12 protein-coding genes and 1 pseudogene are annotated in these 16,358 nt (G+C 66.3%); 10 read left to right on the top strand and 3 right to left on the bottom strand.

All coding sequences use genetic code 11. The features are described 5' to 3' along the window. The first annotated feature begins 2 nt into the window (after positions 1 to 2). From IPM80_08870 to IPM80_08855, 4 genes are all read left to right on the top strand, one after another. Positions 3 to 974, top strand: a complete 972-nt coding sequence (locus IPM80_08870) for a D-glycerate dehydrogenase (GenBank protein MBK8958537.1) — start codon at positions 3 to 5, stop codon at positions 972 to 974. 148 nt (positions 975 to 1,122) lie between these two features. Then, on the top strand, positions 1,123 to 1,608 hold the full coding sequence (locus IPM80_08865) for a peroxiredoxin (GenBank protein ID MBK8958536.1): 486 nt from the start codon (positions 1,123 to 1,125) through the stop codon (positions 1,606 to 1,608). Between the two features lie 58 nt (positions 1,609 to 1,666). After that, entirely contained in the window at positions 1,667 to 3,088 is a 1,422-nt protein-coding gene (locus IPM80_08860; GenBank protein MBK8958535.1) for an aspartate aminotransferase family protein, read from the top strand. A 77-nt stretch (positions 3,089 to 3,165) separates the two neighbouring features. Further along, positions 3,166 to 3,852 (top strand): SIMPL domain-containing protein, encoded by a 687-nt coding sequence (locus IPM80_08855; GenBank protein MBK8958534.1) that lies wholly within the window; start codon positions 3,166 to 3,168, stop codon positions 3,850 to 3,852. Positions 3,853 to 3,968: 116 nt separating this feature from the next. Here IPM80_08855 and IPM80_08850 read toward each other — a convergent pair whose 3' ends face one another. Further along, positions 3,969 to 5,639 carry a formate--tetrahydrofolate ligase gene (locus tag IPM80_08850; protein MBK8958533.1) on the bottom strand — a complete coding sequence of 557 codons (1,671 nt, stop codon included), beginning with the start codon at positions 5,637 to 5,639 and terminating at the stop codon, positions 3,969 to 3,971. 283 nt (positions 5,640 to 5,922) lie between these two features. Here IPM80_08850 and IPM80_08845 point away from each other — a divergent pair, with 283 nt between their 5' ends. The 6 genes and pseudogenes from IPM80_08845 (at position 5,923) to ispF (ending at position 11,766) form a co-directional block, all read left to right on the top strand. After that, positions 5,923 to 7,578: a CTP synthase gene (locus IPM80_08845; GenBank protein MBK8958532.1), complete on the top strand. Its 1,656-nt coding sequence runs from the start codon at positions 5,923 to 5,925 to the stop codon at positions 7,576 to 7,578. Further along, the gene (gene kdsA, locus IPM80_08840) at positions 7,565 to 8,383 is read left to right on the top strand and encodes a 3-deoxy-8-phosphooctulonate synthase (protein ID MBK8958531.1); all 819 of its coding nucleotides are present in this window, start codon (positions 7,565 to 7,567) and stop codon (positions 8,381 to 8,383) included. Before IPM80_08845 ends, kdsA begins: the two co-directional genes overlap by 14 nt. 27 nt (positions 8,384 to 8,410) lie before the next feature. Continuing rightward, positions 8,411 to 9,700 (top strand): phosphopyruvate hydratase, encoded by a 1,290-nt coding sequence (gene eno / locus IPM80_08835; GenBank protein ID MBK8958530.1) that lies wholly within the window; start codon positions 8,411 to 8,413, stop codon positions 9,698 to 9,700. Between the two features lie 58 nt (positions 9,701 to 9,758). Next, positions 9,759 to 10,043, top strand: a pseudogene (ftsB, locus tag IPM80_08830) (cell division protein FtsB). Between the two features lie 536 nt (positions 10,044 to 10,579). Next, positions 10,580 to 11,302 (top strand): 2-C-methyl-D-erythritol 4-phosphate cytidylyltransferase, encoded by a 723-nt coding sequence (gene ispD, locus IPM80_08825; protein MBK8958529.1) that lies wholly within the window; start codon positions 10,580 to 10,582, stop codon positions 11,300 to 11,302. Continuing rightward, entirely contained in the window at positions 11,299 to 11,766 is a 468-nt protein-coding gene (ispF, locus tag IPM80_08820) for a 2-C-methyl-D-erythritol 2,4-cyclodiphosphate synthase (GenBank protein ID MBK8958528.1), read from the top strand. The genes ispD and ispF overlap by 4 nt, the downstream gene beginning before the upstream one ends. A 47-nt stretch (positions 11,767 to 11,813) precedes the next feature. Here the strand turns inward: ispF and IPM80_08815 are convergent, their stop codons facing one another. Together IPM80_08815 and purL are read right to left on the bottom strand one after the other, a co-directional pair. After that, positions 11,814 to 12,362, bottom strand: a complete 549-nt coding sequence (locus IPM80_08815) for a Smr/MutS family protein (protein ID MBK8958527.1) — start codon at positions 12,360 to 12,362, stop codon at positions 11,814 to 11,816. Positions 12,363 to 12,460: 98 nt separating this feature from the next. Continuing rightward, positions 12,461 to 16,351 (bottom strand): phosphoribosylformylglycinamidine synthase, encoded by a 3,891-nt coding sequence (gene purL / locus IPM80_08810; protein MBK8958526.1) that lies wholly within the window; start codon positions 16,349 to 16,351, stop codon positions 12,461 to 12,463. Positions 16,352 to 16,358 lie beyond the last annotated feature (7 nt).

Here is a 16,358-nt window from a genome sequence, read left to right as displayed (position 1 = left end):
CAATGGACAAAGCGAGAGTGATCGTGACGCGGCGTTGGCCGCAGGCGGTCGAGCAGATATTGCAGCGCCGCTTCGACGTCAAGCTCAACGAGCGCGACGTGGCGATGAGCTTCGCCGAACTCCAGCAGGCGCTGCGTGAAGCCGATGCGCTGTGCCCGACCGTCACCGACGCCATCACGGCCGAACTGCTGGACACCGCACCCAGGCGTACCCGACTCATTGCCAACTACGGCGTCGGCTTCAATCACATCGACATCGCCGCCGCACGCGCCCAGGGTCTCACCGTCACCAATACGCCCGATGCCTTGACCGATTGCACCGCCGATTTGGCCATGACGCTGCTGTTGATGGCGGCGCGACGCGCCGGTGAAGGCGAACGCGAGCTGCGTGCCGGCGCGTGGCAAGGCTGGCGGCCGACCCACATGCTCGGCGCCAAGGTGACGGGCAAGACCCTGGGCCTGGTCGGTTTCGGGCGCATTGCGCGCGCCATGGCGCACAAGGCGCATTTTGGTTTCGGTATGCGCATCGTGTTCCACACGCGCACCCCGCCGCCCGCCGAGATCTGCAAGGCCTTGGGCGCGACGTCCTTCGCGCAACTCGACGACATGCTGGCCGCCTCCGACTTCGTGTCCCTGCACTGTCCGGGCGGCGCGGCGACGCGCCATCTCATCAACGGCGCGCGCCTCGCGGCCATGCGCAAGCATGCCTTCCTCATCAATACCGCGCGCGGTGACGTGGTCGACCACGACGCCTTGGTCGAAGCGCTGCGCGAGCGGCACATCGCCGGCGCCGGCCTCGATGTCTACGTCGGCGAACCGCGGGTGCCGCCCGCCCTGCTCGGTCTCGACAACGTGGTGCTGCTGCCGCATCTCGGCAGCGCCACCGAGGAAACCCGCATCGCCATGGGCATGCGCGTGATCGACAATCTCGATGACTTCTTCGAAGGGCGCGTGCCGCGCGATCGCGTGGTGTGAATGCGCGCGTCGATTCCCGTAGTCGACGCGCGGGATCTCGCCTGACCCTACCCAGCGCCGACAGCAGGGTGGCACAATGCCGGCCATGGACGGCATGCACGGTGCAAGACGTTCGCAGGCACAGCAATATTCATTCGGAGGTTGGAACGTGACTATCAAGACAGGTGACAAGATGCCCAGCGGTACTTTCGGCGTGATGACCGCCGAGGGACCGAACAAGATCTCCAGCGATGACCTGTTCAAAGGCAAGAAGGTCGTGTTGTTTTCCGTACCCGGCGCCTTCACGCCGGCGTGCTCGGCCAAGCACCTGCCGGGCTTCATCCAGAACGCCGCCGCCTTGAAGGGCAAGGGCGTCGACACCATCGCCTGCATGTCGGTCAACGACGTGTTCGTGATGGGCGCGTGGGGCAAGGAGCAGGGCGCGGGCGACAAGGTCACGCTGTTGGCCGACGGCAACGCCGAATACGTGAAGGCGCTCGGCCTGTCGCTCGATGCCAGCGGCTTCGGCATGGGCACCCGCGGTGAGCGCTTTGCGCTGGTGGTCGAAGACGGCGTGGTGAAGCAGGTTCATCGCGAAGCTGCGGCGTCGGACGTCAAGGCCAGCTCGGCCGAGAACATCCTCGCCAACCTGTAATCGCGGGGCGATGGGCGCCTTGCGCCCATCGCCTGCCTTGCGTCACCATCGCTCCACCATGAGCGATTCCCCACCCGAACATCTCTCCCCGGAACAATTTCGCGAGGCTGGCTACGCCCTCATCGACTGGCTGGTGGATTACCGCGCGCGGGTCGCCGAGCTGCCGGTGAAATCACCGCTCGCGCCCGGCGATGTGCGTGCGCAATTGCCGCCCGCGGCACCGGAGCAGGGCACCGGCTTCGAGGCCATCCTCGCCGATCTCGAGCGCATCATCGTGCCCGGTCTCATGCATTGGCAGAGCCCGAATTTCTTCGGCTACTTTCCCGCCAATGTCTCGCCGCCGTCGATCTTGGGCGAGCTCCTGAGCGCCGGCCTCGGCGTGCAGGGCATGCTGTGGCTGACGAGTCCCGCCTGCACCGAGCTCGAGAGCCATGTGCTCGACTGGCTGGTGGATGCGCTGGGTTTGCCCGAACGCTTCAAGACCAGCGGCGCCGGCGGCGGCGTGATCCAGGACAGCGCGTCCAGCGCCACGCTGTGCGCCTTGCTCGCCGCGCGTGAGCGCGTGTCGAACTACAGCGTGCGCCAACAGGGACTCGCGCCCGGTCTCGTCGCTTATTGCTCGGAGGAAACCCATTCCTCGCTGGACAAGGCCGTCAGCATCGCCGGCATCGGTCGCGCGCGCCTGCGCAAGATAGCGACGGACGAGCAGCTCGCGATGCGTGTCGACGCATTGGCCGCGGCCATCGCCGCCGACCGCGCCGCCGGCCTCACGCCGTTCTTCGTGTGCGCGACCATCGGCACCACCTCGTCGCTCGCCATCGACCCGCTGCCGGCCATCGCCGAGCTGTGCCGCGCCGAGGGTTTGTGGCTGCATGTCGATGGCGCCATGGCGGGCAGCGCGACGCTGTGTCCGGAATACCGCCATCTCAATGACGGCATGCACGGCGTCGACAGCTATTGCTTCAATCCGCACAAGTGGCTGTTGACCAATTTCGACTGCGATTGCTTCTTCGTCGCCGATCGCGAACCGCTGATCCGTGCGCTGACGGTGCTGCCCGAATACCTGCGCAACGAAGCCAGCGCGGGCGGCGAAGCGATCGACTATCGCGACTGGCAGATCCCGCTGGGGCGGCGCTTTCGCGCGCTCAAGCTGTGGTTCGTGCTGCGCTCCTATGGCCTCGAAGCGCTGCGTGGCTTCATCCGTCAGCATCTCGCCCTGGCCGAGGAATTCGCGCAGTGGGTGGCGGACGACCCGCGCTTCGAACTGGTGGTGCCGCGCTCGCTGAACCTGGTGTGCTTCCGGCTGCGCGGCAGTGATGAAGCCAACCAGGCATTGCTCAAGCGCCTCAACGACAGCGGCCGCCTGTTCATGAGCCATACCGTGATTCGCGGGAAGTACACGCTGCGATTCTGTGTGGGACAGACCTACACCACGCGCGAGCATGTATCGGCCGCCTGGAAATTGATAAGCGCGGTGTAGGTGCGAATTCATTCGCACATTCGATGGCGTCACGGACCGAACAATGTGCGAATGAATTCGCACCTACAGGAGGTGTCATGAAATTTCTGTACTGTGCGCTGTTTCTGGCGTTCACCGTGTCGACCCACGCCGCCGACAACACACCCAACCGCAACCTGGTGAGTTTCAGCGCCTCGGCCAAGGAAGATGTCGCGAGCGATGTGCTGGTGGCGCGCCTGTTCGTCGAGCAGGACGCGCGCGAGCAGGCCAAGGCGGCCGACGCGGTCAACCAGGCGATGGCCAAGGCCCTCGCGACGGCGAGACAGACCAAGGGCGTGAAGGCCCAGACCCTCGATTACCGCAGCGACCCGATTTACGACGAACAGCAGAAAATCGCTTCGTGGCGCGTGCACCAGGGCTTGCGCCTGGAAAGCGCGCAGCATGACACCTTGACCGCGCTGCTCGGCAGTCTGCAGGGCGGTCTCGCCATCGAAGCGGTCAGCTACGAGATCTCCGACAGCCTGCGCGAAGCGGTGACGGAGCGCCTCACCGATGCGGCCATCAAGCGTTTCTCTGAACGGGCGCAAAAAGTCGCCGCGAGTTTCGGCCGCAAGGGCTACACGCTGGTGAATGCCAATCTCGACCAGCGCGGCAACCTGCCGCAGCCGATGATGTACGCCGGCCGCGCGATGGCGATGAAGGCCGAAGTCGCCAACCCCGCCATCGAGGCCGGCACGCAGTCGGTGGAAGTGGTGATCAACGGCACCATCGAGTTGGCGCCGTAGATAAATTTCCGGGGCCCTGTGGGTCAGACTTCAGTCTGACATTCGATCTTGGACTGTAGTCGCGGCCGAGACGTTGAATGTCAGACTGAGGTCTGACCCACAAGGAGACCTACGGATCAGAACAACCCTACGATCTTCCCCTCGTCCGTGACATCGATGCGCTCCGCCGCCGGGGATTTCGGCAGGCCGGGCATGGTCATCATGTTGCCGGCGATGGCGACGATGAAGCCGGCGCCGGCCGACACGCGCACTTCGCTGATCTCGACGGTGTGATTGCTGGGCGCGCCACGCAAGGTGGGATCGGTCGAGAACGACATCTGGGTCTTGGCCATGCACACCGGGAAGTCCGGATAGCGACTGCCGAGATCCTTGATCTGATCGCGTACCTTGGCCGGCGCGCTGATGCCGGCCGCGCCATAGACCTTGGTCGCGACGGCGTTGATCTTGTCCCACAGGCTGTCGTCCGCTTCGTAGACGTAGCGATGCGTGGCGGGTTTGGCTTCAATCAAGCCGACCACCGCGTCGGCGAGATCCATCGCGCCGGCGCCGCCTTCGGCCCAGTGCCTGGCCACCACCACCGTGGCGCCGAGCGCCGCCACGCGCTTGCGCAGCAGTTCGACTTCGGCGTCGGTGTCGGCGGTGAAATGATTGATGGCGACCACGCACGGCAGGCCGTAGTGGTGCTGGATGTTGTTCAAATGCCGTTCCAGGTTCACGCAGCCCGCTTCCAGCGCGGCGAGGTTCTCTTTGTTCAACTCCGGCACCGCCACGCCGCCGTGGTACTTCAAGGCGCGGATGGTGGCGACCAGCACCACGGCGCTCGGTTTCAGATCGGCCATGCGGCACTTGATGTCGATGAATTTCTCGGCGCCGAGGTCGGCGCCGAAGCCCGCTTCCGTCACCACGTAGTCGGCGAGCTTCAAGGCGGTGCGAGTGGCGGTCACCGAGTTGCAACCGTGGGCGATGTTGGCGAACGGACCGCCGTGCACGAAGGCCACGTTGTTCTCCAGCGTCTGTACGAGGTTGGGACTGATGGCGTCCTTCAACAGCGCCGCCATCGCGCCGTGGGCTTTCAGATCCGCCGCCGTCACCGGCTTACGCTCGCGGGTATAGCCGACCACGATGCGACCGAGCCGCGCTTTCAAGTCGGCGAGCGAGGTCGCGAGGCAGAAGATCGCCATCACTTCCGAGGCCACCGTGATATCGAAGCCGTCTTCGCGCGCATAGCCGTTGGCGGTGCCGCCGAGGCCGACCACGATGTCGCGCAGCGCGCGGTCGTTCATGTCGACCACGCGCTTCCAGGTGATGAGGCGCGGATCGATGTCGAGCGCGTTGCCGTGATTGATGTGGTTGTCGAGCATCGCCGCCAGCAGGTTGTGCGCGGCGCCGATGGCGTGGAAGTCGCCGGTGAAATGCAGGTTGATGTCTTCCATCGGCACGACCTGCGCATAGCCGCCGCCGGCCGCGCCGCCCTTGACACCGAAGCACGGGCCGAGCGATGGCTCGCGCAGGCAGATGATGGCGCGCCGGCCGCCCTTGTTCAGCGCATCGCCGAGACCGACGGTGGTGGTGGTCTTGCCTTCGCCGGCCGGCGTCGGGCTGATGGCGGTCACCAGCACCAGCTTGCCATCGGCACGGTTCTCCAGTTCGCGGATGTAGTCCAGCGACAGCTTGGCCTTGTAATGGCCGTAGGGCACCAGGTGCTGCGGCGCGATGCCATAACGGCTGCCCACCAGTTCGACGATGGGTCGCATGGTGGCGGCCTGGGCGATTTCGATGTCCGACATGCTCGTTCCTCGGTAAAGCAAGAATTCTGGGCACGGCGCGGGTCGTGGCGGAAGTGGGCATGGCGCTGCGCCGCCCGCGGGCGGGCGGCATATTACCATCGGCCGTGGCAGCCGCCGCGTGGCCCGTGCGTGGCACTTGCGCGGGGTCAACAGCGCGCGTGCGGCGGCTTGCCGCGATTGAGGCAGGGCGGCCGATCTGGTAACTTTCACCGCACCCGAACGGGCCGCGCGACTCGCCGCACGGCCGTTCTGTTTTAGGCTCCTGGCACTCACTCAATTCTGCATGACGCGATACATATTCGTTACCGGCGGCGTCGTGTCCTCGTTGGGGAAAGGCATTGCTGCCGCCTCGCTCGGGGCCATACTCGAGGCCCGCGGCCTCGAGATCTCGATGGTCAAGCTCGACCCGTACATCAACGTCGATCCGGGCACCATGAGCCCGTTCCAGCACGGTGAAGTGTTCGTCACCGATGACGGCGCCGAGACCGACCTCGATCTCGGCCATTACGAACGCTTCATTCGCCAGCGCACGTCCTCGCAGAGCAACTACACCACCGGCCGCATCTACGCCAACGTGATTCGCAAGGAGCGCCACGGCGAGTATCTCGGCGCGACGGTGCAGGTCATCCCGCACATCACCGATGAGATCATCCGCTGCATCAAGCAGGGCGCCGGCGACGCGGAAGTGGCGATGGTCGAGATTGGCGGCACGGTCGGTGACATCGAATCCTTGCCGTTCCTGGAGGCCATCCGCCAGATGCGGGTGGAACTCGGCGTCGCCAATACCCTGTACATCCATCTCACGCTGATCCCGTACATCAATTCGGCCGGCGAGATGAAGACCAAGCCGACCCAGCATTCGGTCAAGGAACTGCGCTCCATCGGTATCCAGCCCGATATTCTCCTGTGCCGCGCGGACCGCGCGCTGCCGCCCTCGGAGCGGCGCAAGATTGCGCTGTTCACCAACGTCGAGGAACGCGCCGTGATCACCGCGCGCGACGCCGACACCATCTACAAGATCCCGATGCTGCTCAACGAAGAGGGGCTGGACGACATCGTGGTCGAGAAACTCGGCCTCAAGGTGCCGCCGGCCGATCTGACGCAATGGAACAATGTCGTCTACGCCCTGCAGCATCCCGAGCACGAGGTCGACATCGCGCTGGTCGGCAAGTACGTCAATCTCACCGAGTCCTACAAGTCGTTGTCGGAAGCCCTGACCCACGCCGGCATCCACACCCGCACGCGCGTCAACATCCACTACGTCGATTCCGAGCGGCTCGAAACCGACGGCTGCGCGGCCCTGGAAAAAATGGACGCCATCCTGGTGCCTGGTGGTTTCGGCGAGCGTGGCATCGAGGGCAAGGTGCTGGCGGTGCGCTACGCGCGCGAGAACCGTGTGCCCTATCTCGGCATCTGTCTCGGCATGCAGGCGGCGGTCATCGAATTCGCACGTCACATGGCCAATCTCGAACGCGCCCATTCGACCGAGTTCGACAGTCGCACGCCGAACCCGGTCATCGCCCTCATCACCGAGTGGAAGACCGCCGATGGCGCGGTCGAAGTGCGCAGCGCCGACGCCGATGTCGGCGGCACCATGCGGCTCGGCGGCCAAGCCTGCCGGCTCGCGCCCAACAGCTTCGTGGCGCGCGCCTATGGCACGGATCTCATCAACGAGCGTCATCGCCACCGTTACGAGTTCAACAACACCTACACCATGGACCTCGAAGCCGCCGGCATGCGCATCGCCGGTCGCTCGATGGACGGCAACCTGGTCGAGATTGTCGAGATCCCCACCCATCCGTGGTTCGTCGGCGTGCAGTTCCACCCCGAGTTCACCTCCACGCCGCGCGATGGCCACCCGCTGTTCACGGCGTTCCTGCAGGCGGCGCTGCGCCATCAGAAGCAGCCGGCCGCCGAGGTCAGTAATGCGGCTGTGTGATTTCGAGGTCGGCGCGTCGGAACCTTTCTTTCTGATCGCCGGGCCCTGCGTCATCGAATCCGAGGCGCTGGTGCTGGAGGTGGCCTCGACGCTGAAAGCCGTGACCGCCGAACTCGGCATTCCCTATATCTTCAAGGCCTCGTTCGACAAGGCCAACCGCACCTCCCACGACAGCTACCGCGGGCCCGGCATCGAGGCCGGCCTGCGCGTACTGGAGCGGGTCAAGCGCGAACTCGGCGTGCCGGTGCTGACTGACGTGCACGAAGACACGCCGCTAGACGAAGTCGCCGCGGTGGTCGACGTGCTGCAGACGCCGGCCTTCCTGTGTCGCCAGACCAATTTCATCCAGAACGTCGCGCGCCAGGGCAAGCCGGTCAACATCAAGAAGGCGCAGTTCCTCGCGCCCTGGGACATGACCAACGTGGTCGAGAAGGCGCGCGCGGTCGGCAACCAGCAGATCATGGTGTGCGAACGCGGCACGTCCTTCGGCTACAACTACCTGGTGTCGGACATGCGCGCGCTCTTGATCATGCGCGACACCGGCTGCCCGGTGGTGTTCGACGCCACCCACTCGGTGCAACTGCCGGGCGGGCAGGGCAAGGCTTCCGGCGGTCAGCGTGAATTCGTGCCGGCGCTGGCGCGCGCGGCGGTGGCGGTGGGCGTGGCGGGCGTGTTCATGGAAACCCATCCCGATCCGGCGCGCGCCCTGTCCGATGGCCCGAACTCGCTGCCGCTGGCCGACATGCGCGCCCTGCTCGAGACCCTGAAGACGCTGGACGGCGCCATCAAGCGCGACACCCACTGAATTTTTTCAAATTGAACGGCTGAACCCATGAGCAAAATCGCAAGCATCGACGCCCTTGAAATCATCGACTCGCGCGGCAACCCGACGGTCTACGCGCAAATCGTCACCGACAATGGCGCGCGCGGCAGCGCGGCGGTGCCGTCCGGCGCATCCACCGGTGAGCGCGAAGCGCTGGAACTGCGCGACGGCGACAAGACCCGCTACCTGGGCAAGGGCGTGACCAAGGCCGTCGCCAACGTCAATGGCGCCATCGCCGCGGCATTGAAGGGCCACGATGTCGCCGACCAGGCCGGCCTCGACAAGAAGATGATCGAACTCGATGGCACGCCCAACAAGGGCAAGCTCGGCGCCAATGCCATGCTGGCAGTGTCGATGGCCGCCGCCCACGCCGCCGCCAACGCCGCCAACAAGCCGCTCTTCCAGTCGCTGCGCGACAACCCGGAGTACGTGTTGCCGGTGCCGATGATGAACGTCATCAACGGTGGCGCGCATGCCAACAACAGCGTCGATTTGCAGGAGTTCATGATCCTGCCGGTCGGCGCGCCGACCTTTCGCGAGGCGCTGCGCTATGGCGCGGAAGTGTTCCATGCCCTGAAGTCGCTGCTGAATGCCGACGGCATGAGCACGGCGGTGGGTGACGAAGGCGGCTTCGCGCCTGATCTGCCGTCCAACGAAGCGGCGCTGCAGTTGATCGTGCGCGCCATCGAAAAGGCCGGCTACAAGCTCGGCGACGACATCGCTCTCGGCCTCGATTGCGCGAGCTCGGAATACTACAAGAACGGCAAGTACGACCTCGAATCGGAAGGCCGTGTGCTGAGCGCGGTCGAGATGACCGACATGCTTGCCGACTGGTGCAAGCGTTACCCCATCATCACCATCGAAGACGCCATGGACCAGAACGACTGGGCCGGCTGGCAGCATCTGACCGCGACGCTCGGCGAGCGCGTGCAGCTGGTCGGCGACGACCTGTTCGTCACCGACAGCGCAACCCTGCAGCGTGGCATCGACCAGAAGGTCGCCAACTCGATCCTCATCAAGGTCAACCAGATTGGCACCTTGTCCGAGACCTTCGACGCCATTGAACTGGCCAAGCGCAACAAGTACACGGCGGTGGTGTCGCATCGATCCGGCGAAACCGAGGATTCGACCATCGCCGACATCGCCGCGGCCTTCGGCACCGGCCAGATCAAGACCGGCTCGATGTCGCGTTCCGATCGCATCGCCAAGTACAACCGCCTGCTGGTGATCGAACACCTGCTCGGTTCGCGCGCCGTCTACCCGGGCCGCAAGGCGTTCTACAACTTGAAGCTCGGCTAGCAGGTCGGTGAGAGTCCTGTCCCGCGTGAGCCTGACGCGCCGTGCCGCCGGATCGTAAGTGCGCCTGGTCATCATTGTCCTGGTGCTGCTCACGATGTACCTGCAGTATGGGCTCTGGTACACGCGGGGCGGCAAGCACGACGTCGAGAAGTTGAAAGTCTCGGTCGAAGAGCAGAAGGACGAGATTGCGCGCTTGAAGGAACGCAATCGCTCGCTGGCCGCGGAAGTGATGGATCTCAAGCAGGGACTGGAAGCCATCGAGGAGCGCGCGCGCAGCGAGATGGGCATGATCAAGAGCGGCGAGGTGTTCTTCCGCATCACCGATCCGAACCGCGAACATGACCAGCCGCAGAGCGCAAGCAGTCTCGCCAAGGCCGCGGAAACGCCGTTGGAGCCTCCGCTCGATCCATTGGCGCCGGGCGACGCGGCGCTGAACGACGCGCCGCCCTCGCCGCCGCCGGCCGAGGACAAGGCGATGGCGGCCAAGCCGCTGGCGAAAGCCATCGTCGGCGCTGCCGCCGCCAAGAGCGCGGCGACCGCCAAGGGCGGTGGCATGCCGGCGGCCAAGCCCGCGCCCGCATCGAATGCCACCAAGCCCGCTGCCAAGGCAGCGCCCAAGGCCAGCACGGTGACGCCCGGTGCCGCCAAGCCGCTGGCCAGACCGGCCGCCCCGGTCAGGCCTACCACCACTACCACTACCAAGAGCACGACCGCCATCAACAAGGCGAGCACACCGGCGACCTCCGCCATCAAGCCCCGTGGCAGCGCGCCCGCGCCGGCCGCGACCGTCGCCAAGACCACCAGTCCCGCCGTTCCGCCGCGACCCGCGGCCAAGGCGCCCGCCGTCGCGCCGGCGCCCCGTAAAGCGGTGCCGGTGGAATGAACGGCGCGGTTTACGCGGTGGTGCCGGCCGCCGGCGCGGGCAAGCGCATGGGTTCGGCGGTACCCAAGCAATATCTCGAACTCGCAGGCCGCACGGTGCTGGAGCACACGCTGTGGCGGCTCGCCGGCCACGCCCTGGTCCAGAAGGTGGTGGTCGCCATCAGCCCCGGCGATGAATACTTCGAAGACCTGCGCGCAAAACTGCCGGGCAAGATAGGCACCGCGCAGGGCGGCGCCGAGCGCTGCCACTCGGTGCTGTCGGCGCTGCATGCCTTGTCGGCCCACGCCGCGCCCGACGACTGGGTGATGGTGCATGACGCGGCGCGGCCCTGTGTGCGCGTGACCGATCTCGATCGCATGTTCGAGACCCTGGGCGACCACGAAGTGGGCGGCATACTCGCCGCGCCGGTGCGCGACACCCTGAAGCGCTGCGACGCCGACGGCGCGATCATCGCGACTGTCGATCGCACGCAGCTATGGCATGCGCTGACGCCGCAGATGTTCCGGCTCGGCACGCTCACCCAAGCCATCGAGACCGCGCTCGCCGATGGCGTGATCGTGACCGACGAGGCGCAGGCCATCGAACGCATAGGCCTCACGCCGCGCGTGGTGGCGGGCAGCGCCGACAATCTCAAGATCACTCATCCTGAAGACCTCGCGCTGGCCGGCATGATCCTCGCCGCGCAGTCGCAAGCCGCCCGGGGAGGGCACACGCAATGAGAGTAGGGCAGGGCTACGACGCCCATCGATTCAAGGACGGCAACCACGTGGTGCTGGGCGGTGTCGAGATCCCGTTCGACCAGGGACTCGCGGCGCATTCCGATGGCGACGTGCTGCTGCATGCGATCTGCGATGCGCTGCTGGGCGCGGCCGCGCTTGGCGATATCGGCCGCCACTTCCCGGATTCGGACCCGGCCTACAAGGGCGTCAGCAGCCGCGTGCTGTTGCGCCGCGTGAAGGAGCTGCTGGACGAAGCGGGCTTGCAGATAGTCAACATCGACGCCGTCGCGATCTGCGAGCGGCCGCGCATCTCGGCCCACGTCGAAACCATGCGCGCCAACATCGCCGAAGACACCGGTCTCGCCATCGAGGCCGTCAACGTCAAGGGCACCACCACCGAGAAGATGGGCTTCACCGGCCGCGGTGAAGGCATCGCCGCGAGCGCGGTGTGCCTGCTCGAGTGATTTGCAGGTGCGAATTTATTCGCACATTGAAATTCGCTACGCGCTTATCAATCTCGTCGACTACGCAACAACACGTACAAGGCGCCACTGCCGCCGTCTTCAATCCGCGCTGGCGTGAATGCCAGCACGCCATCATGACTGCGCAGCCAGCGCGCCACCTGCGGTTTCAATACCGGGCTGCGGTCCGGTGAGCTCAGGCCCTTGCCGTGGATGATGCGCACGCAGGACAGGCGCCGGCCGCGTGCGTGCAGCAGGAAGTCACCGAGACGTATGCCCGCTTCGCGCACCGTCATGCCATGCAGGTCGAGCTCGTCCTGCACCGGGAATTGACCACGCCGCAGCTTGCGTAACACCGAGTTCTGCAGGCCCGGGCGATGGTAGTCCTGGCCGGCGGCGGCATCGTGGCTGTCGCTGCCGAGGCGATGGGGCGTGGCCGGTTCGAGCAGGGAGTCGTCGCGTTCGGGCTCGACACGCCGGCGGCGCGCCGGCGTGCGCGGCCGTTCGGGCTCGATGGTGTCGACCACCAGCGGTCGCACCTTGCCGATGAGTTCGCGGAAGGATTTTTCGCGCGGTGGCTGGTGGCTGTCGTCACTCATGGTGGTTACCGTGTAGGTGCGAATTCATTCGCACATTCAGGCCGGCGCGCCCTTCAATGTGCGAATGAATTCGCACCTACAGGGTGATGCAGGGGGGCCTATTCCCCCGCCAACCACGCCCGCGCATTGTTGAACAAGGCCAGCCACGGACCTTCCGCGTCCTGCCATTCAGGCGGGAACCACGAATATTGCTGGCGCAGGAACACGCGCTCCGGGTGCGGCATCATGATGGTCACGCGACCATCGTCGCTGGTGAGCCCGGCGAGACCCAGCGGCGAACCATTGGGATTGTGCGGGTAGGTCGTCGCCAGCGCGCCATCGCCGTCGACGTAGCGCAGACACGCACCGCGCAGGTCCGGCGCGGCGCCGTTCCGCCACTCGGCGCGGCCTTCGCCATGGGCGACCACGATCGGCGCGCGCAGTCCGCTCATGCCGCGCATCAGGACGGACGGCGAGTCCGTCACTTCGACCATCACCAGTCGTGCTTCGTACTGTTCCGAGGCATTGCGTTCGAAGCGCGGCCAATGGCCGGCGCCCGGAATGCTGTCGGCAAGATTGGCCAGCATCTGGCAACCGTTGCACACGCCGAGCGTGAAGGTGTCCGGTCGCTTGAAGAAGGCCTCGAAGCGCGCGCGCGCCTGGTCATTGAAGGCGATGGTGCCGGCCCAGCCGCGACCGGCGCCGAGCACGTCGCCATAGGAGAAGCCGCCGCAGGCGGCGAGGCCCTGCATGTCCTCCAGGGTATGGCGGCCGGCGATGATGTCGGTCATGTGCACGTCGACCGCCGTGAAGCCGGCGCGGTCGAAGGCCGCCGCCATTTCCACGTAGCCGTTGACGCCCTGTTCACGCAGGATGGCGACGCGCGGCCGCGTGCCGCCGTGGCTGCGTGGCCGATGGCGCGTGAAGCCGGCGGCGGGCAAGTGCACGCCGAGGCCGGCGTCGTCATCGTCGAGGATGGTGGCCAGTTCTTCATCGGCGCAGCGCGGGTTATCGCGCAGCCTTTGCATGGCGTGGGTGGTGGCGCTGTAGGCCGCCAGCAGATCCTTGAGGCTTGCGCGATGCACTTCGCGGCCGTCACGCACGATACGCAGGGTGCGCGCGGCGCGCGGCTGGCCGATGAGGTGGGTGCAGGTGCCGAGCCGGGTACTGTCATTGAGATAGCCCATCACGGCATCGACATCGACCGCGCGCACCTGCAGCACCGCGCCGAGTTCCTCGGCAAACAGGCACGCAAGGTCATCGCCTTCCAGCGCGCTGATGTCGAGTTCCACGCCGCAGCGGCCGGCGAAAGCCATTTCCGCCACCGTCACCACCAGGCCACCGTCGGAGCGGTCGTGATAGGCGAGCAGCAGGCCGGCATCGTTCAAGGCCTGAACGGCGCGGAACAGGTCGGCGAGATCCTCGGCGCTGTCACAGTCGGCCGGTGTATCGCCGAGTGCCTGGTAGCACTGCGCGAGTATCGAGGCGCCGAGACGCTGGCGACCGCGGCCGAGATCGATCAGCAGCAACAGCGTGTCTTCATCCCGTTGCAACTGCGGCGTGAGGCTGGCGCCGACGTCCGTCACCGGCGCGAACGCGCTGGCGATGAGGGACACCGGCGACACGGTGCGCCAGTCGCCATCGTCGGCACGCCATGACGACTGCATGGACATCGAATCCTTGCCGACCGGGATGTTGATGCCTAGCGCCGGACACAATTCCATGCCGACCGCGCGCACCATGTCATAGAGCCGGGCGTCCTCGCCTTCGAAGCCCGCCGGGCTCATCCAGTTGGCCGAGATCACGATGTCTTCGATGCGCCGGATGCGCGCCGCGGCGATGTTGGTGATGGCTTCGGCGATGGCGAGCCGCGCCGCCGCCGGGCCATCCAGCAAGGCCACCGGCGTGCGTTCGCCGATGGCCATCGCTTCGCCGCAACGCTCGCGGAAACTGCTGGCGGTGACGGCGCAATCGGCGACCGGCACCTGCCAGGGTCCGACCATCTGGTCGCGCACGCACAGGCCGCCGACGCTGCGATCGCCGATCGTGATGAGAAAGCGCTTGTCGGCCACGGTCGGAAAACGCAGCACGCGGTCGAGCGCCTCGGCGACGGAGATGCCGCGCGTGTCGAAAGCCTCGCTGCGCGGCGCCACGTGCACGGCCGTGCGTTCCATGCGCGGCGGCTTGCCGAAGATCACGTCCATGGGCAGGTCGATGGGCGAACCCGCGCTGGCGTCGGTGGCCAATGCGTCGCGCAGCCTGAGATGTTCGTTGGCGCTGGCATGGCCGACCACCGCGTACGGGCAACGTTCGCGTTCGCAGATCGCAGCGAAACGCGCCACGTCCTGCGGACGCAGCGCCAGCACGTAGCGCTCCTGCGCTTCGTTGCACCAGATCTCGAGTGGCGCCATGCCGGGCTCGGCGTTCGGGATCGCGCGCAGCGCGATGTCACCGCCGCGACCACCGTCGTGCAGGATCTCGGGGATGGCATTGGACAGGCCGCCGGCGCCGACGTCGTGAATCATGAGGATGGGATTGTCTTCGCCGCATGCCCAGCAGGCATCGATCACCATCTGCGCGCGGCGCTCGATTTCGGCGTTGTCGCGCTGCACGGAAGCGAAGTCCAGTTCCGCGTCGATCGCGCCCGAGCCCACCGACGAGGCGGCGCCGCCGCCGAGACCGATGAGCATGGCCGGGCCGCCCAGCACGATGATGGCGGCGTCGTCGCACATCGGCAGTTTCTCGACATGGTCGCCGCGAATATTGCCCAGGCCGCCGGCCAGCATGATGGGCTTGTCGTAGCCGCGCAGCAGGCCTTGCGTGTCTGTCACGCGATGCTCGAAGTTGCGGAAGTAGCCGTTCAAGGCCGGCCGCCCGAATTCGTTGTTGAAGGCGGCGGCGCCGAGCGGGCCGTCAATCATGATGTCGAAGGCGGTGGCGAGGCGCGGGTTGAGGGGGCGCGACGCTTCCCACGGCGCGGGGAGACCGGGGATGCGCAGGTGCGAAACGCTGAAGCCGGTGAGGCCGGCCTTCGGCTTGGCGCCGCGGCCGGTCGCGCCCTCGTCGCGAATTTCACCGCCGGCGCCGGTGGCCGCGCCGGGATAGGGCGAGATGGCAGTCGGATGGTTGTGCGTCTCGACCTTCATCAGGATGTGGATGTCCTGTGCCTCGTCGCGGTATTCGCCGCTGACGGGATCGGCATGAAAACGCGGTGCGTGGTAGCCACGCGTGACCGCGGCGTTGTCACGGTAGGCCGACAGCACGTCGTTGGGATGGCTGGCAAAGGTATTGCGGATCATGCCGAACAGGCTCTTGTCCTGCGCCACGCCGTCGATGATCCAGCTCGCGTTGAAGATCTTGTGGCGGCAATGTTCGGAATTGGCCTGCGCGAACATCATGAGCTCGACGTCGCTGGGATCGCGCGCCAGTTCGGTGAAGCGCGTGACGAGATAATCGATCTCGTCGTCGGCCAGCGCGAGACCCAGGTTGCGGTTGGCCTCGACCAGCGCCGCGCGGCCTGCGCGCGTGAGCGGGATATGACGCAAGGGTCGCGGCTGGGCGTCGCTGTGCAGGCGCTCGAGATGCGCGTAATCCTCCAGCACGGTTTCGGTCATGCGATCGTGCAGCACCGGCAGCAGCGTGGCGCGCTCGACGGCGTTCACACCCGCGCAATGCCAGGCCGTGACCCGTTCGATGCGCTCGACCGGCGCGCCGCAGTTGCGCGCGATGTCGGTGGCCTTGCTCGACCACGGCGAGATGGTGCCGAGGCGCGGCGCCACCAGCAGGTCCGGCGCGCGGTCGACGCCGGCTTCGATGACGGCGACCGCGCGGGTCATGGCCAGCAGCCTGTCACGCAGCGCCGACGTGTCGTCGTCGGCGTCGTTCAACCACGCGACGTAGACATGTTCGGCTTCGAGTCCCGTCAGTCCGGGGCACAGGGCGCGGCCGGCGGCCAGCAGTTTGTCGAGACGGAATGGCGAGAGCGCGCGGGTGCCGCGGAGTAAGAGCATCGAGAAA

The sequence above is a fragment of the Pseudomonadota bacterium genome, assembly GCA_016719885.1.
Lineage (GTDB): Bacteria > Pseudomonadota > Gammaproteobacteria.
Note: the sequence above shows the minus strand (reverse complement) of the source record. Positions and strands in the feature narration are given on the sequence as shown.